This window comes from Kitasatospora sp. HUAS MG31, assembly GCF_040571325.1.
GTDB lineage: Bacteria > Actinomycetota > Actinomycetes > Streptomycetales > Streptomycetaceae > Kitasatospora > Kitasatospora camelliae.
Window position 1 is genome coordinate 1,263,373 of the sequence record NZ_CP159872.1, and the last position, 18,087, is coordinate 1,281,459.

Consider the following 18,087-nt stretch of genomic DNA (forward strand, 5'->3'; position numbering starts at 1 on the left):
CGCGGCTCAGCCTTTCGAGAACATGTTCAGCATGCGGCGGGTGACGGCGAAGCCGCCGAAGATGTTCACGCTCGTCAGCAGGATCGCCACGAAGGACAGCGCGGTGACGGCCGCGCTCTCGTGCCCGATCTGCAGCAGGGCGCCGATCACCACGATCCCGGAGATCGCGTTGGTCACCGACATCAGCGGCGTGTGCAGGGCGTGGTGGACCTTGCCGATGACGTAGTAGCCGATCACCACCGCCAGGGTGAACACCGTGAAGTTCTCGGCGAGTTGGGCGGGGGCGAAGGCGATCAGGGCGAGCATCGCGAGCAGGCCGCCGCCGATCAGGCCGAACCGGGCGGCGGGGCTGAGCCCGGCCTTCTCGGGCTGGACGGCCGCGGGGGCGGCCGCGGGCTGGGCCGTGGGCGCGGCGGAGACGGAGACCGGCGGCGGGGGCCAGGTGGTCTCGCCCTCCCGGACCACGGTCACGGCCCGCTGCACCACGTCCTCGAAGTCCAGGACCAGCTGCCCGTCCTTGCCGGGGGTGAGCAGCTTCAGCAGGTTGACCAGGTTGGTGCCGAACAGCTGGGAGGCCTGGGCCGGGAGCCGGGAGGCCAGGTCGGTGTAGCCGATGATGGTGACGCCGTTGTCGGTGACGATGGTGCGGCCGGGTACGGTGCCCTCGACGTTGCCGCCCTGGGCGGCGGCCATGTCGACGATGACGCTGCCGGGCTTCATCGCCGCCACGTCCTCGGCGGTGACCAGGCGCGGCGCGGGCCGGCCGGGGATCAGCGCGGTGGTGACGATGATGTCCACGTCCGCGGCCTGCTCGTGGTAGAGCCGGGCGGCGGCGAGGTCGTAGTCGGCGGAGGTGGCCTTGGCGTAGCCGTCGGTGCTCGCCTCCTGGGCCACCTCCACGGGGAGGTACTCGCCGCCCAGCGACCGTACCTGGTCGGCGACTTCCGGCCGGGGGTCGGTGGCCCGGACGATGGCGCCGAGGCTGGAGGCGGCGCCGATGGCGGCGAGGCCGGCCACGCCGGCGCCGGCCACCAGGACCTTCGCCGGCGGGACCTTGCCCGCGGCGGTGACCTGGCCGGTGAAGAAGCGTCCGAACACGTGGGCCGCCTCGATCACCGCCCGGTAGCCGGCGATGTTCGCCATGGAGCTGAGCACGTCCATGGACTGGGCCCGGGAGATCCGCGGCACCGCGTCCAGCGAGAGCGCGGTGATCGGACGGGCGGACAGCGCCTCCAGCAGCTCGGGCCGCTGCGCGGGGGCGAGCAGGCCGATCAGGGTGGCGCCGTCGTTCATCCGGGCGATCTCCCCGGTGGACGGGGCGTTGACCTTCAGCACGATGTCGGCGGACCAGGCGTCGTCGATCTGCGCACCGGCCTCGACGTACGCCTCGTCGGTGAAGCCGGAGGCCGCGCCGGCCTCGGCCTCGACGACGACCTGGTAGCCGAGGGCGAGCAGTCCGCGGACCGTCGACGGGGTCGCCGCGACGCGGGTCTCCCCGGGGGTGGACTCGGCGACCACACCGATGCGCCGCGGGGGGTGGTGCGTGGAGTCGTCGTCTGCAGACATCTCGTGTTCTCTCTCGTCGGAGGAGCTCGTTGACGGGGGATCTGCGATCAGGGGAACGTCCCCTTGGTGGCAGGAACCTACACGTCCGAGCCCGGCTGGCCGACGGGACGAAGAAGTGACGTGCCTCACCGGCACACGTGCCGGTGAGGGGTGCCACGGTCCGCAGGCGCCCGAAGGCGCAGGTCACTTGGGGAGCTGCTCCTTGATGGTCCGGCCCGCGTTGGCGACCGCGGGCGGCACCGGGTCGCCCTTCACGGCGGCGGTGATCAGGGCGTTGAACGGTCCCCAGATGGCGGACATCTGAGGGATGGACGGCAGCGGGACGCCGGCCTTGGCGGCCTGTTCGAAGGCGGCGACGTCCGGGTCGGCGGTGCGCGCGTGGGCCAGCGACTCCTTCAGGGCGGGCATCCGCGGCTCGGCCTTGAACAGGGCGTCGGCGAGTTCCACGGAGCCGAGGGTGGACAGCACGAACTCCTGCGCCATCGCCTTGTGGGCGCCCTTGCTGGCGACGAAGAAGGACTGCACGCCGACGAACGACCGGGCGGGTTCCTTGCCGGCGAAGCCGGGCACCGGGGAGATGGCGTACTTCAGTCCGCTGGAGCGCACGTCGGCCAGCTTCCACGGTCCGGCCACCAGGAACGGGGTCTTGCCGGTGGTGAAGGCGGCCGAGGCGTTGTCCGAGGTGTAGGAGCGGCGCAGCACGCCCGAGCCCTTCTCGCCGAGGGCCGCGATCTTCTCGAAGGCGGCGACCGAGGAGGGGGCGCCGACGCCGAGGTCGGTGGGGTCGGCGTCGCCGCGGGCGTTGGTGCCGAAGAGGTAGCCGCCGCCGGAGGTGTACAGCGGGTACATGTGGTAGGTGTCGCCGGCCTGGCCGTCGGGCTGGCTGACGGTGTACCCGACCGCCTGGGTGGCCTTGCCGGCCTTGCGGAGTGCCTCGCCGGTGTTCACCAGCGAGTCGAAGGTGTCGGGGGCCTCGGGTGCGAGGGCGGTGTTGCGGAACAGCACCAGGCTCTCCACCGCGTACGGGATGGCGTAGAACTTGCCCTGGTAGGTGACCGCCTTGCGGGCGACGTCGACGTAGTCGCCCATCCGGTTGTCGAGCACCTCGATGGGGTCGATGAGGTCGTTCTGGACGAGGTTCCCGATCCAGTCGTGGGCGCCGACCATGACGTCCGGGCCCTTGCCGGACTGGGAGGCCTCGATGAAGGCCTTCTGCTGGTTCTCGGCGATGCCGACCACCTCGGCCTTGGCGCCCTTCTTGGCGGCGAACGCCTCGGCGAAGGGGCGCAGCACGTCGGCGCGCTTCTCGTCGGCCCAGATCACCAGCTTCTTGCCGGAGGGGGACGCGGCATCGCCGGCGGTGGCGCCGGTGCCGCCGCAGGCGGTCAGGCCGAGGGTGAGGGTGATCGTCGAGGCGAGGAGCGCGAGATGTCTGCGCACGCGGGTCTCCAGGTCGGGGGGTGGGTGGGGGCGCGAGAGCCGGTCGGGTGCGCAGAAGTTAGCAATGCCCCCCTCTCGGCAGCAATGGTTTGCAGAAATTTACGGAAAGTTTTCAGGAGCGGTGGTTTCGGCTGATCGCCGGCTGGTGGCGGACGGCGCGACCCGGGTGCGCGGTGGAGTGCGACCCGGGCGCGGGGTGCGGTGCGAGGAGGGGGCGTTCGGCGCGGGTGTCTGGCGTGCCGGGAGCCCCTGCCGTACCGTCGCTCGACGTGATCCCCGACCAGGCGCGCGTGAACCGGATCTTCCTCCCCGAGACCTACGCCGAGGGGGTGCCGTACGCCCTGCACCGGGAGCTGCGCGAGGCCGCGCCGGTGTGGTGGGTCGAGGAGCCGGCCGTCGGGCCGTGGCCGGCCGGGCCGGGGTACTGGGCGGTGCTGCGGCACGCCGACGTCAAGCACGTCCTGCGCACCCCCGAGGTGTTCTCCTCCCACCTCGGCGCCACCCAGATCCGGGACCCGGACACCGCCGCCGACCTGGAGTTCGTCCGGGCGATGATGCTCAACCAGGACCCGCCCGACCACTCCCGGCTGCGCCGGATCGTCGCGGCCGCCTTCACCCCGCGCGCCGTCCGGGAGCTCACCGAGGGGATCGAGCGGCGCGCCCGGCTGCTGGTGGCGGAGGTCCGGCCGCGCGGGCGGGCCGACTTCGTCCCGCTCGCCGCCGACCTGCCGGTCTGGACGCTCGCGCACATCATGGGTGTGCCCGAGCAGGACCGGGGCCTGCTGTACGCCTGGGCGAGCCGGGTCATCGGCTACCAGGACACCGAGTACGCCGGCCTCGCCGCCACCGACCCGGCCGCGCTCAGCGACCTCGGCCGGGCCGCCCTCGCCCACCGGCCGACCGCCGTGGCGACCGGGGACGGCCGGCCGGTCAACCCCCGGTCACGGGCCGCCCTCGCCGACATGTTCGCCTACGCCCACGGGCTCGCCGAACACCCGCGGCCCGGCAGCATCCTCGCCCGGATGCGGGAGGGCGGGCTCACCCGCGAGGAGTTCGAGAACATGTTCTTCCTCTTCGCCGTCGCCGGGAACGAGACCCTGCGCAACGGCGTCCCGGGCGGGCTGCTCACCCTGCTGGAGCACCCCGAGCAGTACCGACTGCTGTGCGAACGGTCGGAGTTGACCGGATCCGCGGTGGAGGAGATGCTCCGCTACTGGCCGCCGGTGATGGACTTCCGCCGCACCGCCACCCGGGACGTGGAGCTCGGCGGGCGGCGGATCCGGGGCGGCGACAAGGTCGTGGTCTACCACGCCTCCGCCAACCGCGACGGCACCGTCTTCCCGGAGCCCGACCGGTTCGACGTCACCCGCACCCCGAACGACCACGTCAGCTTCGGCCACGGGCCGCACTTCTGCCTCGGCGCGCAGCTGGCCCGGGTGCAGATGCGGGCGCTGCTCGGGGAGGTGGTGCGGGGGCTGCCGGGACTGCGGGTGGCGGGGGCGCCGGTACGGATGGTCTCCAACTTCCAGAACGGGCTGAAGCACCTGCCGATCGGCTGGGGGTGACGCCGGGGCCCGTGGGGGCTAGCCGCGGTTCTCGAGTTCGAGCAGCCGCGCCTTGCGCTCCAGCCCGCCCGCGTACCCGGTCAGCGAGCCGTCCGCGCCGATCACCCGGTGGCACGGCCGGACCACCAGCAGCGGGTTCGCCCCGATCGCCGAGCCCAGGGCCCGTACCGCGCCGCGCGGGGCGCCGATGGACTCCGCCAGCCGCCCGTAGGTCGTGGTGGCGCCGTACGGGATGGCGTCCAGCGCCTGCCACACCCGCCGCTGGAACTCCGTCCCGCCGACCGCGAACTCCAGGTCGAACCCGGTCGCCGTCCCCGCGAAGTACGCCTGGAGCTGGGCCGTGATCTCGCCGAACGCCTCGGGTGCGCGCACCCAGCCGTCCAGGACCACCGCGCCCCGCCGCTGGCCCGGCACCGACACCGAGGCCAGTGCCGTGCCGCCCTTCGCCGTGGCCGACTCCTCACCGACCAGCAGCAGCTCGCCCAGCGGACTGTCCACCGTCGTGTACACCGTCATCGGACCCGAACTCCTCTCCGTTCCGCCCTTCCATCAGCCAGTCTGCCGTGCCGGCGGTGGTGGGGTCCGGCGGGAATCGGACACCGCCCTCGGCCCCGTCCCTCGGCCCGCGGCCCGCGGCCCGTGTCCGGCGTGGCGGCGGGCGTGCGGGCAGGCCGCCCGGCGCGCAGGGGGCCGTGCGGCGCCCGGTCGACGGCCTCCTTACCGTTCGCACACCCCGCGCGCGTACAGTGTCAGCCTCGGTGGACGGGAGTGAGGGCGGCATGGACAGGCGGACCGCGGGGTCGCCCGCGGGCGGCGGGCATCGGGCCCTGGAGTGGCGGTCGCGACCCGAGTCGCCGAGCGCGGCGGTGCTGGTGCTGCACGGCGGCCAGGAGAACGGCGAGCGCCCGCCCGGGCCGGTGAACCTGCCCGGCCTGCGGATGCGCGGCTTCGTCCGGGCCGTCCAGCGCGGGACCTCGGGGGCGGAGGTCGCGATCGGCACGGTCCGGTACCGCTGCCGCGGCTGGAACGGCGACCGCGCCGACGCCGCCCGGGACACCCTGGCCGCCCTCGCGGACCTCGCGGAGGAGCTCGGGCCCGTACCCACCGTGCTGGTGGGCCACTCCATGGGCGGCCGGGCGGCGCTGCGGGCCGCCGGGCACCCGTGCGTGACCGGGGTCGTGGCGCTGGCGCCGTGGTGCCCTCGGGAGGAGCCGTACGAGCACCTGGCGGGCCGGCGGGTCCTGATGCTGCACGGCGACCGTGACCGGGTGACCGACCCCGCGGACACCGACCTGTTCGCGGCGCGCGCCCGCTCCGGCGGGGCCCTGGTGGCGGGGTACCGGGTGGCGGGCAGCGGGCACGCGCTGCTGCGCCGGGCCGGGGACTGGCACCGGACGACGGCGGTGCTGACGGCCGGGCTGCTCGGGTTGCGGGGGTTGCCGGTGGAGGTGGCGGCGGCGCTGGAGCTGCAGGCGCAGCAGGAGGGCGGGTTGGCGCTGCCGCTGCTGTAGCGCTGGGCAGCTCACCGGTTACGCGGATACAGCGTGGGGCTGGTCGCGGAGGGTGTCAGGGTGCGGGTCCGTTGGGGGGTTTTCTCGCGCAGTTCTCCCCCAGCCTTGGCGGCTGGGAGGTGCCCCCACGCGCCCCCGATGGGTTCCCGATTGCTCTGAAAAGCCTTGGTAAACAAGGCTGTTCGGGGTCTGGGCGGCCTCTGGGTGCGCCGCTACAGTGGGCCAGCCATTTCTGGTGACGCGCGGGGCGCCCCGTGGGCGGGGCGGGAGGGCGGGGCGGCGATGGGTACGGGGGTCTGGGCGCGGGTGGGTGGTGCCGTCGGCGGGAGGACGGCCGCCCTGGTGGCGGGCGGCGCGCTGGTGGTCACGGGTGGGGTGGGCGCGGGCGTCTGGTGGACGACGCAGGGGCCGAAGCTCCAGGTGGTGCAGCGCAATGTGGAGGTGGTGCTGCCGCCGGGCGGTCAGCAGGCGGCGGTGGCGGGGTGTGCCAAGCACGAGACGGCGCTCGGCGGCGGGTACGCGGTGGACGGGGTGGGGTACGCCACGACCAGCGAGTTCGTGGGTGGCAGCGGCTGGCTGGCGGCCGCGTACAACCCGGGTGACACGGCGGTCACGCTGACCTCGTACGTGCTGTGCGTCAACGCGGCGGTGGAGCTGGCGCCGCGGGGCGAGTACACGCAGCGGGCGCTGGCCTTCCGGGACCGCGTGGACAAGGTGACGGCGGGGCGGGACGGCATGATCCACGACCTGACCACGGACGGTCCGTGGGCCGGGTTGGCGACGGACTCGATCGGGACGGACGTCTGCTCGCCCGGGTACACCATGACGGGTCTGGAGTTCCGGGCGTCCCGGACGGTCACCGGGCACGCGGCGGCGCCGCTGCCGCTGGACCGGGTCACCGCGCTCGCCGCGGGCGCCACGGCCCCGGGCCCGGCGCAGTGGATCGCCTCGGTCAACCCGGGGACGCAGCTGAGCACCGCGCCGTACCAGATGCACGACAGCTACCTGGCGGAGCGGCGGACCCGGATCGAGGACCCGCAGCCGCCGCAGGCCAACTACGCGGTGGGGGTCCGGGCGATCTGCGCCCGGCTGAAGAACGTCTCCGTCCTCACCGACCGGGCGACGGTGGCCGCCGGTGGTACGGCCGAGATGTCCCTGCGGTGTCCGGCGAACACCTTCGCGGTCGGCGGCGGCTTCGCCTTCACCGCGGGCGCCGTGGACGGCAGCAGCCCGCAGCCGTACCTCGGCGACGGGCTGCTGTACGCCTCCGCGGACGGGCCGACGCCGGGCCCGTCGGGGCGGGTGGCCCGGGAGTGGCACCTGACCGGGCGGAACGAGCAGACGGCGGGCGTGCAGTACCGGAACGCGGTGTGGATCGAGCACAGCAGCCGCGAGGAGCTCACCGGCAACGGCTACTTCGACGCCCGTCCGCGCGGCGCCGACGACCAGGAGCTGCGCGGCACCACCGTCCCCGACGGGCAGCAGCTCACCGCCACGGCGATCTGCGCCACGGTGGACGCGAAGCCCACCGAGCCGGGTCCGGTGGTGACCCCGGTGGCGCGGGCCGATCTGCTGCCGGTGCTGGACCTGCCGCCGGTGGTCCCGGCGGTCTCGGCGGCCCCGTCGGTGTCCGCCGCTCCGTCGCCCGCGCCCGGCAGTCCGTCGGCGGCCGTCCCGCCCTCGGCGTCCGCCGCGCGCCCGTCCGCGCAGCCCTCTCCCGTGGTGGGCCCGTCCCGGACGGCGGGTGCCTCGCCCCGGCCCGGCAGTGGCGCCGCCACCCCGCCCGGGCAGGTCAGCAGCCCGCCGGCGCAGCCGCAGCCGCCGGTGGTGAGCATCGAACAGCCGGGCCAGGGCGGGACGTTGCGCCGCGGCTGCGAGGAGGCGTTCGCCGGGACGGCGCGGACCCGGCCGGGGGACCGGCCGATCACCGATCCGCAGTACGTCCTGTGGCAGCTGACCGGCGGCCCGAACGGCCCGGTCACCGTGGGCTCCGGCGCCTCGGGCCGGTTCACCGTGCCGCTCCTCGCCGACGGCAGCTACACCCTGGTCCTGACCGCCACCGATCCGGACAGCCGCCTCACCGCGCAGGCCCGGACCACGGTCAGGATCACCGGCTGCATCCGCTGACCCGGCGGGGCCGGCGGGCCCGGCGAGGACGGACTCCCGGCGACAGGCTGTCAGAGACGCAACACGACGGTTGTCACTCTGCATGATTGTCGGGGGCAGGGCCGTGCTCGAGACTCGAGCTCCCGGCGGAGCGATCATGCACCGCCGGTCGAACCCGAGCACGGACCTGAGGTGAGAATGTCCGCGATGCCCCTCGACCCGCCGGAGAACCGCTGGCCGCAGCCCAAGCGCGTACGCCTGCTGGCACTGGTCGCACTGATCTTCTTCAGCGTCTCCGGCGGTGCCTACGGCATCGAGGAGTTGTTCTCCACGTCCGGTCCGGGGATGGCGGTGCTGCTGATCATCGTCACCCCGGTCATCTACAGCGTCCCGCATGCCCTGGTCTGCGCCGAGCTGGGCACCGCCATCCCGGTGGAGGGCGGCTACTACCACTGGGTCAAGAAGGGCCTGGGACGGTTCTGGGCGTTCCAGCAGGGACTGCTGCAGTGGATATGCAGCTTCGTCGACATGGCGCTCTACCCGGTGCTGTTCACCAGCTACCTGCAGAGCCTGGTGGGTGCGGTCGCCCCCGGTGAGCACGTCCTGTTCACCCTGGGGAACCTGCGGTTCGACCTGAACTGGGTGATCTGCGTCGGCGTGATCGCCGTCTTCACCCTGCTGAACCTCTTCGGCGCCGGCTGGGTCGGCGAGTCCTCGGTGGCGTTCGCGCTGATCTGCCTGACCCCGATGCTGGTCCTCACCGTGATCGGCTTCGTCCACCTGGTCTCCGACGGCGTCAACCCGATCGACTCGCTGACCACCTCTCAGGAGCAGTCCACCTGGAACGCCTTCGGCGCCGGCCTGTTCATCGTGATGTGGAACTACTGCGGCTGGGACAGCGTGTCCAACATCGCCGGGGAGATGGAGAACCCGCGCAAGCACCTGCCCAAGGCGCTGGCCGTCTCGGTGCTCCTCATCATGGTCGGCTACCTGCTGCCCTCGATCGCCTCGCTGGCGGTCGGCGCGGACGGCGAGGGCGGCTGGCGCAGCTGGGAGGCGGGCTCCTTCTCGGACGTGGCCGAGCAGTTGGCCGGGCCGTGGCTGCAGATCGCGGTGACCGTCGGCGGCATGTTCGCGGCGGTGGCGATGTTCTCGGCGCTGCTCGCGGCCAACTCGCGGCTGCCGTTCGCGCTGGCCCGGGACGGCTACTTCCCGACGTGGGTGGCCAGGGAGTCCAAGCGGTACCGGATGCCGATCGTCTCGATCGTCGGCTCCTCGGTGATCTACGCGATGTTCTGCCTGAGCAGCTTCGCCAACCTGGTCATCTTCGACGTCTTCCTCACCAACATCGGCATCCTGCTGGAGGTCGCCGCGCTGATCGCGCTGCGGATCAAGGCCCCGCGGATGGAGCGGCCGTACCGGATCCCCGGCGGCTGGGCGAGCCTGGCGGGCATCGCGCTGTGCCTGCTGTCCGTGTGCGTCTGGGCGGCCTGGCAGCAGTACGTGGAGAGCGGCACCCAGGCGGTGACGTACTGCCTGGTGGTGGTCGGCGGCTCGGTGCTGCTGTACCCGCTGCTGGCCCGCCGCAAGGACGCCCGGCAGGCGGCCGCCGACGATCTGTCAGGCGCCGCCGGTCGGAGCGCACAGCTTGCAGGGTCCGCCCGGGGCGTGCCGGCGGATAGCGTCGAGGCATGATCCACAGCTTCGCCCTCCACGTGGCCGACGTCGACCTCGAACCCGAACCGCTGGACCCCGCCCAGATCGTCTCCGGAGACCCGCAGGTCACCGGGAAGGTGGTCTGGGAGTCCGAGGACGGCCGGCAGCTGCGCGGGGTCTGGCAGATCACCCCCGGCGTGGTCACCGACACCGAGGCCGACGAGCTGTTCGTGGTGCTCAGCGGCCGGGCCACCGTCGAGGTCGAGAACGGCCCCACCCTCCGGGTGGGGCCGGGCGACCTGGCCGTCCTCCGTGCCGGCGACCGCACCACCTGGACGGTCCACGAGACCCTCCGCAAGGTGTACGCGATCAACCTCGGCGACCACTGAACCCCTCCTCCCGACCCATCGCATCCCCACGCGAATCGAGGACCCAGACCATGGACCCCGTGCACGCCCTCCGGGACGTCGAGCCCACCCCCTTCTGGCTGGACGACCCCGGGCGGCCGGAGGCGCACTCGGCCCTCATCGGCGAGGTCCGCTGCGACCTGCTGGTCGTCGGCGGCGGCTACAGCGGCCTGTGGACCGCCCTGATCGCCAAGGAGCGCGACCCCGCCCTGGACGTGGTCCTGGTCGAGGGCCGGGAGATCGGCTGGGCGGCCTCCGGCCGCAACGGGGGCTTCTGCGCCGCCAGCCTCACCCACGGCCTCGGCAACGGCCTCGACCGCTGGCCGGACGAGCTGGGCCGGCTGGAGCGGCTCGGTGCGCAGAACCTCCAGGCCATCGAGGACGCCGTCGCGAAGTACGGCATCGACTGCGACTGGGAGCGCACCGGCGAGCTGGACGTCGCCACCGAACCGCACCAGGTCGAGGAGCTGCGCGAACTCGCCGAGCTGGCCGCCCGGTTCGGCGAGGGCGGCGAGTTCCTGGACGCCGACCGGGTGCGCGCCGAGGTGAACTCCCCCACCTACCTGGGCGCGTTCTGGGACAAGGACGGCGTCGCCATGGTCAACCCGGCCCGGCTCGCCTGGGGACTCAAGCGGGCCTGCCTGGACCAGGGCGTGCGGATCTTCGAGCGCACCCCGGTCACCGCCCTCGCCGAGGCCGGCGCGGGCATGGCCGCCCGCACCCCGTACGGACGGGTCACCGCCCGGAAGGTGGCGCTGGGCACCAACGTCTTCCCCTCGCTGGTGAAGCGGATCCGCCCGTACACCGTGCCGGTCTACGACTACGCGCTGATGACCGAGCCGCTGAGCGCGGAGCAACTGGACGCCATCGGCTGGAAGGGCCGCCAGGGGATCGGCGACAGCGCCAACCAGTTCCACTACTACCGGCTGTCCGCCGACAACCGGATCCTGTGGGGCGGCTACGACGCGATCTACCACTACGGGGGGCGGGTGCGGGCCGAGTACGACCAGCGCCCGGCCACCTACCGGACCCTGGCCCGGCACTTCTTCACCACCTTCCCGCAGCTGGAGGGCCTGCGCTTCACCCACGCCTGGGGCGGCGCGATCGACACCTGCACCCGCTTCTCGGCGTTCTTCGACTCCGCTTACGACGGGAGGGTGGCGCTGGCGGCCGGCTACACCGGGCTCGGGGTGGGGGCGACCCGGTTCGGCGCCGAGGTGATGCTCGACCTGCTGGCCGGGGAACGCACCGAGCGGACCGCGCTGGAGATGGTGCGGCGCAAGCCGCTGCCGTTCCCGCCGGAGCCGGTCCGCTGGGCCGGCATCTCGATCACCAAGTGGTCCCTGGACCGGGCCGACCGCAACGCCGGCCGCCGCAACCTCTGGCTGCGCACCCTGGACCGGTGCGGGCTCGGCTTCGACAGCTGATCCCGGCTCAGCTCCGCACGGCCCGGCCCGTGTTGCCGGTGACCGGGGCCACCCCGCCATGATCGTCCGCCGCTGCGGCGGGTTAGGGTGGCCGGGTGAGTCTTCATGTGGTCATCGGACACGGGCCCGCCGGTGCGGCCACCGCGCGGCTGCTGGCCGACCGGGGGCACCGGGTACGGGTGGTCACCCGCCGCGGCCGTCCGGCCGAGCCCGGCATCGAGCACCTGGCGCTGGACGCGGCCTCCCCCGCGGGCCTGACCGAGGCCACCCGGGGCGCCGCCGCCGTGTACGGCTGCGCCGCGCCGCCGCTGCACCGCTGGGCGGCCGACTGGCCGGCGCTGGCCTCCTCGCTGTGCGCGGCGGCCGAGGCGAACGACGCCGTGCTGGTCATGCTCGGCAACCTCTACGGCTACGGCCCGGTGGACGGCCCGCTCACCGAGGACCTGCCGCTCGCGGCCACCGGCCCCAAGGGGCGGGTCCGGGCGGAGGTCTGGGAGCGGGCCCGGGCGCTGCACGAGGCGGGCCGGATCCGGGCGGTGGAGGTGCGCGCCTCGGACTTCTTCGGTCCCGGCGTCACCGACGGCGGCCACCTGGCCGCGCGGGTGGTGCCGCGGGTGCTGGCCGGCCGGTCGGTCTCGGTGCTCGGCGACCCCGACGCCCCGCACAGCTGGACCCATCTCCCGGACGTGGCCCGGGCGCTGGTCGAGGTCGCGGGCGAGGAGCGGGCCTGGGGCCGGCCCTGGCACGTACCGACCGTCCCGGCCCGGTCGATCCGCGCGATGGTCGACCTGCTGGCCGCCGAGGCGGGCACCGGCCCGGTCGCGGTCCGCCGGGTGCCGCCCGCGGTGCTCGGCGCGGCCGCGCTGTTCTCCCCGCTGCTGCGGGAACTGCGGGAGGTCCGCTACCAGTTCGACCGCCCGTTCGTGGTGGACGCGACGGCGTACGAGGCGGCGTTCGCGGTGCGCGCCACTGCGCTGGAGGAGCAGGTCGCGGCCACCGTGGCGTGGTGGCGTCAGCGGTCGGCGACCGCCGCCCGCTGACGCCGCCGCCCCCGTTTCGACCGGGCCGAACCGGAGAAACGCTCCCCCGGAAAGGCCGAGACCGCCGGGCAGGGGCCCTGGCCCGTCCCACCACCGGGGCGTGCACCGCGGGGACACCGCGGGCGCGCCCCCGGGTCGCTCCGCCCCCGGCCTCGGCGTGCGGCTTCGCTCCGGCGACCGGAGCATGAAGCCGATGAGCGGAGGAGCCATGACCCCTGAGGTTCCCACCCCGGCCGCCGGCGAGCTGGTGGTGCTGAGCGGGGTCAACAAGCACTTCGGCGAGCTGCACGTCCTGCGGGACATCGACCTGACCGTCGGCCGGGGCGAGGTCGTGGTGGTCGTCGGGCCCTCCGGCGGCGGCAAGTCCACCCTGTGCCGGGCGATCAACCGCCTGGAGACCGTCGACTCCGGGGAGATCGTGATCGACGGCAGGCCGATGCCCGCGGAGGGCAGGGAGCTGGCCGCGCTCCGGGCCGACGTCGGCATGGTCTTCCAGTCCTTCAACCTCTTCGCGCACCGGACGGTGCTGCAGAACGTCACGCTCGGCCAGATCAAGGTCCGCCGCAAGGACCGGCGCCTCGCCGAGGAGCGGGCCCGGGAGCTGCTGGAGCGGGTGGGGGTGGCCTCGCAGGTGGACAAGTACCCGGCGCAGCTCTCCGGCGGCCAGCAGCAGCGCGTCGCGATCGCCCGGGCCCTGGCGATGGATCCGAAGGTCATGCTCTTCGACGAGCCGACCTCGGCTCTCGACCCGGAGATGATCAACGAGGTGCTGGAGGTGATGCGGCAGCTCGCCCGCGACGGCATGACCATGGTCGTCGTCACCCACGAGATGGGCTTCGCCCGTTCGGCCGCCAACCGCGTGGTGTTCATGGCGGATGGCCGGATCGTGGAGGAAACCACGCCGGACCGCTTCTTCAGCAATCCGAGCAGCGACCGGGCCAAGGACTTCCTGGCGAAGATCCTGCACCACTGACGGGGGCCCGCCCACAAGGGATGATCACCATGAACCTTCGCAAGGCGACTGTCGCGGCCGCCGCCGCGCTCGTGCTCTCCGTGACCGCCGCCGGCTGCGGCTCCGACGGCGGATCGAGCAGCGGCGGCGGCACCGCCGGTGCGTCCGGCACCGGCGGGAAGATCACCGTCGGCATCAAGTTCGACCAGCCGGGCATCGGCCTGAAGACGCCGGACGGCACGTACACCGGCCTGGACGTGGACGTGGCCACCTACGTGGCCAAGCAGCTCGGCTACTCCCCGCAGAACATCGAGTTCAAGGAGGCCAAGAGCGCCGACCGGGAGACCATGCTCCAGCGCGGCGACGTGGACTTCATCGCCGCCTCGTACTCGATCACCCCGACCCGCTCGGAGAAGGTGGACTTCGCCGGCCCGTACCTGCTGGCGCACCAGGACGTGCTGATCCGGGCGGACGACGACTCCATCAAGACCCCGGCGGACCTGAACACCAAGAAGCTCTGCTCGGTCACCGGCTCCACCTCGGCGCAGAACGTCAAGACGAAGATCGCGCCGAACGCGCAGCTCCAGGAGTACGGCGGCTACTCGGAGTGCCTGACCGGCCTGGAGAACAAGGTGGTGGACGCGCTGACCACCGATGACTCGATCCTCGCCGGCTACGCCGCGCAGCCCGCCTTCCAGGGCAAGTTCAAGCTCGGCGGGTTCAAGATGAGCAACGAGAACTACGGCATCGGGGTGCAGAAGGGCAGTGAACTGAAGGCCCAGATCAACACCGCCCTGGAGAAGATGGTCGCCGACGGGTCCTGGGAGGCGGCCGTGAAGAAGAACCTCGGCCCGGCGGGCTACCAGAACGAGCCCGCTCCGAAGATCGGCGTGGTCGTCAGCTGACGGCCGTCCCCCGGCGCACCGCCCCCGCGGCGGTGCGCCCCGTCCTCTCCCGCACGCGGAAGGCCGGGTGAGATCCCGTGTTCGACTTCCTGGAGGGCTACGACCTGCTGGGTGCCTTCTGGGTGACGGTGCAGCTCACCGTCTACTCGGCGATCGGGTCGCTGGTCTGGGGCACCGCGCTGGCCGCGATGCGGGTCAGCCCGGTGCCGCTGATGCGCGGCTTCGGCACCTGCTACGTGAACGTGTTCCGGAACATCCCGCTGACCGTCATCATCGTGTTCACCTCGCTGGGCCTGTTCCAGACGCTGGGCGTCACCCTCGGCGCCGACCAGTTCACGTCGATCAACTTCCGGCTGGCGGTGCTCGGCCTGATCGTCTACCACGCGGCCTTCGTCTGCGAGGCGCTGCGCTCCGGCATCAACACGGTGCCGGTGGGCCAGGTGGAGGCGGCGCGCGCCATCGGCCTGCGGTTCTCCCAGGTGCTGCGGCTGATCGTGCTCCCGCAGGCGTTCCGCTCGGTGGTGGGGCCGCTGGCGAACGTGCTGATCGCGCTCACCAAGAACACCACGGTGGCGGCCGCGATCGGCGTGGCCGAGGCCGCGCTGCTGATGCGGGAGATGATCGAGAACGAGGCGCAGCTCATCCTGATCTCGGCGGTCTTCGCCTTCGGGTTCGTCTGCCTCACCCTGCCGGCGGGGCTGTTCCTGGGCTGGGTGAGCCGGAAGGTGTCGGTGAAGCGGTGAAGCCGTCCCTGTACGACGCCCCCGGGCCGCGGGCCCGGCGGCATAACCTGCTGTGGTCGGTGCTGTTCGTGGTGGCGCTCGCGGTGCTGGTCTGGTGGGTGGTGGCGAGCCTGTCGGACAAGAACCAGCTGGAGTGGGCCAAGTGGCGGCCGTTCTTCACGGACCCGCGGGTGTGGACGACGTACCTGCTGCCGGGTCTGCGGAACACGCTGCTGGCCGCCGCGCTGGCCATGGTGATCGCGCTGCCGCTGGGGGCGCTGTTCGGCATCGCCCGGCTGTCCGACCACCGGTGGGTGCGGGGGGCGGCGGGGACGGTGGTGGAGTTCTTCCGGGCGATCCCGGTGCTGATCCTGATGCTGTTCGCGAACGCGGCGTACGCCGAGTTCACCGACATCAGCACGGACGTCCGGCCGCTGTACGCGGTGGTCACCGGCCTGGTCCTGTACAACGGCTCGGTGCTGGCGGAGATCGTCCGGGCCGGGATCCTGGCGCTCCCCCGGGGGCAGGGGGACGCGGCGCTGGCGATCGGGATGCGCAAGAACCAGGTGATGCGGTACGTGCTGCTGCCGCAGTCGGTGACGGCGATGATGCCGGCGATCGTCAGCCAGCTGGTGGTGATCGTCAAGGACACCGCGCTGGGCGGCGCGCTGCTGGGGTTCTCGGAGCTGCTGGCGTCGGTGCGTCCGATGAGCGCGAACTACGGGGCGAACACCATTGCGAGCTTCACCGTGGTGGCGGTGCTGTTCATCCTGCTGAACCTGACGCTGACCTCGTTCGCCGGCTGGCTGGAGGCCCGGCTGCGGCGGGCCAAGCGGTTCTCCGGCGCGGTGGTGCGGCCGGAGGCGGTGGAGGAGCTGGCGCGGCCGGGCGAGCACGTGGGGCCCGAGGACCTCGGCGGGCCGGAGGGCCCCCGGGGGCGCTGAAGCGCCCTGGTCTAGTAGGACTGCTCGGTCCAGATGATCTTGAAGGCGGGGGTGTAGCGGGTGCCCCAGCGGTCCGCGAACTGGGCGACCAGGAAGAGGCCGCGGCCGCCCTCGTCCATGTCGGCGGCGTAGCGCAGGTGCGGCGAGGTGCTGCTGCCGTCCGAGACCTCGCAGATCAGGGTGCGGTCGCGGAGCAGGCGCACCCCGATCGGCCCGCTGCCGTGGCGGATGGCGTTGGTGATCAGCTCGCTGAGGATCAGCTCGGTGGTGAACGCGATCTCCTCCAGCCCCCAGTCCTCCAGCTGCCGGCCGGCCGCCGCGCGGATCCCGGCCACGGCGGCCGGGTCCCGGGGGACGTCCCACTGGGCGACCCGGTCGGCCGGCAGGGCCCGGGTGCGGGCGACCAGGAGGACCACGTCGTCCGGGGAGTCGGTCGACAGCATGGTCTTCAGCACGGCGTCGCAGGTCTCCTGGGGCGTCCGCTCGGCGGCCTCCAGCGCGCCGCGCAGCAGGTCGAGGCCGTGGTCGATGTCCCGGCGGCGGTCGGCGACCAGGCCGTTGGTGTACAGGACCAGCCGGCCGCCCTCGGGCAGCTCGGTGTGCAGGGTCTCGAAGGGCAGGCCGCCCACGCCGAGCGGTGGTCCGGCCGGGAGGTCGAGGTACTCCACGCTGCCGTCGGGGGCGACCAGGGCGGGCGGCAGGTGGCCGGCCCGGGCCAGCTCGCAGGACCGGGACACCGGGTCGTAGACGGCGTACAGGCAGGTGGCGCCGGTGATGCCGGGGTCGCCGCGGCCGGCGGCCTCGTCCCGGTCGATCCGGTGGACCAGGTCGTCGAGGTGCGCGAGGAGGTCGTCGGGGGGCAGGTCCAGCATGGAGAAGTTGTGGACGGCGGTGCGCAGGCGGCCCATGGTGGCGGCGGCGTGCACGCCGTGGCCGACGATGTCGCCGACCACCAGGGCGACCCGGGTGCCGGACAGCGGGATCACGTCGAACCAGTCCCCGCCGACGCCGGTGCGGGCGGGCAGGTAGCGGTAGGCGACCTCCAGGGCGTCCTGCTCGGGCAGGCCGTGCGGCAGCAGGCTCTGCTGGAGGGTGACGGCGGTGCTGTGGTCGCCGGTGACGGCGGAGACGATCTGCTCCTGTGTGGCGTACCGGGTGTCGAAGGAGCCGCCGTTGCGGCCGAGGCGCAGCACCACCACCCGGTCCGCGACGGCGCGGACGTTGTCCAGGTCGTGGCTGATCATCAGGACCCCGAGGCGGCGGCTGCGCAGCCGTTCGATGAGTTCCAGGACCAGGGCGGTCTGGCCGACGCCGAGGGCGGCGGTGGGCTCGTCCAGGAGGACGATGCGGGGGTGGCCGATCATCGCGCGGGCGATGGCGACGGTCTGCCGCTGGCCGCCGGAGAGGGCGCCGACCGGGACCCGCAGGCTGGGGATCCGGATGGACAGGGCGGTCAGCAGGTCGCGGCAGCGGCGTTCCATCTCGACCTCCTTGAGGATGCCGAAGCGGCGCAGTTCGCGGCCGAGGTAGAGGTTGGCGACGGTGTCGAGGTTGTCGCAGAGCGAGAGGTCCTGGTGGACGGTGGCGATGCCGAGGTCCTGGGCGTCGTGGGGCTGCCGCAGGTCGACCGGGCGGCCCTCCCAGGCGATCGCGCCGCTGTCCGGCGGGGTCACCCCGGAGACCACCTTGACCAGGGTGGACTTGCCGGCGCCGTTGTCCCCGACCAGGGCGACGACCTCGCCCTCGTCGATGTCGAGGTCGACGTCGCTCAGCGCCTGGACGGCGCCGAACCGTTTGCAGATCCCGCGGACGGTCAGCAGGGGGGTGCGTGCCACGGACAGGTCTC

At 73.2% G+C, this 18,087-nt stretch carries 14 protein-coding genes and 2 pseudogenes; 11 read left to right on the forward strand and 5 right to left on the reverse strand.

Annotated features, from left to right (window positions below; all coding sequences use genetic code 11):
- Positions 1-6 precede the first annotated feature (6 nt).
- Both ABWK59_RS06065 and ABWK59_RS06070 read right to left on the reverse strand, forming a co-directional pair.
- Entirely contained in the window at positions 7-1,566 is a 1,560-nt protein-coding gene (locus tag ABWK59_RS06065; RefSeq protein ID WP_354638477.1) for a Re/Si-specific NAD(P)(+) transhydrogenase subunit alpha, read from the reverse strand.
- Between the two features lie 183 nt (positions 1,567-1,749).
- On the reverse strand, positions 1,750-3,006 hold the full coding sequence (locus ABWK59_RS06070; protein WP_354638478.1) for a sugar ABC transporter substrate-binding protein: 1,257 nt from the start codon (positions 3,004-3,006) through the stop codon (positions 1,750-1,752).
- A 272-nt stretch (positions 3,007-3,278) separates the two neighbouring features.
- On the opposite strand from ABWK59_RS06070, the gene ABWK59_RS06075 reads away from it, so the two are divergent.
- Positions 3,279-4,571: a cytochrome P450 gene (locus ABWK59_RS06075; protein WP_420492907.1), complete on the forward strand. Its 1,293-nt coding sequence runs from the start codon at positions 3,279-3,281 to the stop codon at positions 4,569-4,571.
- Positions 4,572-4,589: 18 nt separating this feature from the next.
- Here ABWK59_RS06075 and ABWK59_RS06080 read toward each other — a convergent pair whose 3' ends face one another.
- Complete coding sequence (locus tag ABWK59_RS06080) at positions 4,590-5,087, reverse strand: methylated-DNA--[protein]-cysteine S-methyltransferase (protein WP_354638482.1); 498 nt, start codon at positions 5,085-5,087, stop codon at positions 4,590-4,592.
- A gap of 263 nt (positions 5,088-5,350) precedes the next feature.
- Between ABWK59_RS06080 and ABWK59_RS06085 the strand changes: the two genes are divergently transcribed.
- The 10 genes from ABWK59_RS06085 to ABWK59_RS06130 all read left to right on the forward strand — a co-directional run bounded on the left by ABWK59_RS06085 (position 5,351) and on the right by ABWK59_RS06130 (position 16,241).
- The gene (locus tag ABWK59_RS06085; protein ID WP_354638484.1) at positions 5,351-6,082 is read left to right on the forward strand and encodes an alpha/beta hydrolase; all 732 of its coding nucleotides are present in this window, start codon (positions 5,351-5,353) and stop codon (positions 6,080-6,082) included.
- 282 nt (positions 6,083-6,364) lie between these two features.
- Positions 6,365-8,209 carry a hypothetical protein gene (locus ABWK59_RS06090; protein ID WP_354638486.1) on the forward strand — a complete coding sequence of 615 codons (1,845 nt, stop codon included), beginning with the start codon at positions 6,365-6,367 and terminating at the stop codon, positions 8,207-8,209.
- A gap of 186 nt (positions 8,210-8,395) precedes the next feature.
- Positions 8,396-9,883, forward strand: coding sequence for an APC family permease (locus ABWK59_RS06095; RefSeq protein ID WP_354638488.1), 1,488 nt, complete (start codon positions 8,396-8,398; stop codon positions 9,881-9,883).
- The gene (locus ABWK59_RS06100; RefSeq protein WP_354638490.1) at positions 9,880-10,233 is read left to right on the forward strand and encodes a cupin domain-containing protein; all 354 of its coding nucleotides are present in this window, start codon (positions 9,880-9,882) and stop codon (positions 10,231-10,233) included. Before ABWK59_RS06095 ends, ABWK59_RS06100 begins: the two co-directional genes overlap by 4 nt.
- Before the next feature lie 50 nt (positions 10,234-10,283).
- Positions 10,284-11,678, forward strand: coding sequence for an NAD(P)/FAD-dependent oxidoreductase (locus ABWK59_RS06105; protein WP_354638491.1), 1,395 nt, complete (start codon positions 10,284-10,286; stop codon positions 11,676-11,678).
- A gap of 95 nt (positions 11,679-11,773) precedes the next feature.
- Positions 11,774-12,718, forward strand: coding sequence for an NAD-dependent epimerase/dehydratase family protein (locus ABWK59_RS06110; RefSeq protein WP_354638493.1), 945 nt, complete (start codon positions 11,774-11,776; stop codon positions 12,716-12,718).
- A gap of 208 nt (positions 12,719-12,926) precedes the next feature.
- The gene (locus ABWK59_RS06115; protein WP_420492735.1) at positions 12,927-13,691 is read left to right on the forward strand and encodes an amino acid ABC transporter ATP-binding protein; all 765 of its coding nucleotides are present in this window, start codon (positions 12,927-12,929) and stop codon (positions 13,689-13,691) included.
- A 29-nt stretch (positions 13,692-13,720) separates the two neighbouring features.
- Positions 13,721-14,575 (forward strand): glutamate ABC transporter substrate-binding protein, encoded by an 855-nt coding sequence (locus tag ABWK59_RS06120; RefSeq protein WP_354638496.1) that lies wholly within the window; start codon positions 13,721-13,723, stop codon positions 14,573-14,575.
- Positions 14,576-14,652: 77 nt separating this feature from the next.
- Positions 14,653-15,318 (forward strand): amino acid ABC transporter permease, encoded by a 666-nt coding sequence (locus tag ABWK59_RS06125; RefSeq protein WP_354638497.1) that lies wholly within the window; start codon positions 14,653-14,655, stop codon positions 15,316-15,318.
- The gene (locus tag ABWK59_RS06130; protein ID WP_354638499.1) at positions 15,315-16,241 is read left to right on the forward strand and encodes an amino acid ABC transporter permease; all 927 of its coding nucleotides are present in this window, start codon (positions 15,315-15,317) and stop codon (positions 16,239-16,241) included. The genes ABWK59_RS06125 and ABWK59_RS06130 overlap by 4 nt, the downstream gene beginning before the upstream one ends.
- An 11-nt stretch (positions 16,242-16,252) precedes the next feature.
- Here ABWK59_RS06130 and ABWK59_RS06135 read toward each other — a convergent pair.
- Positions 16,253-17,359: pseudogene (locus tag ABWK59_RS06135) on the reverse strand (ATP-binding SpoIIE family protein phosphatase); the annotation flags it as partial.
- A 213-nt stretch (positions 17,360-17,572) separates the two neighbouring features.
- Positions 17,573-18,076: pseudogene (locus tag ABWK59_RS06140) on the reverse strand (ATP-binding cassette domain-containing protein); the annotation flags it as partial.
- Positions 18,077-18,087: the final 11 nt, after the last annotated feature.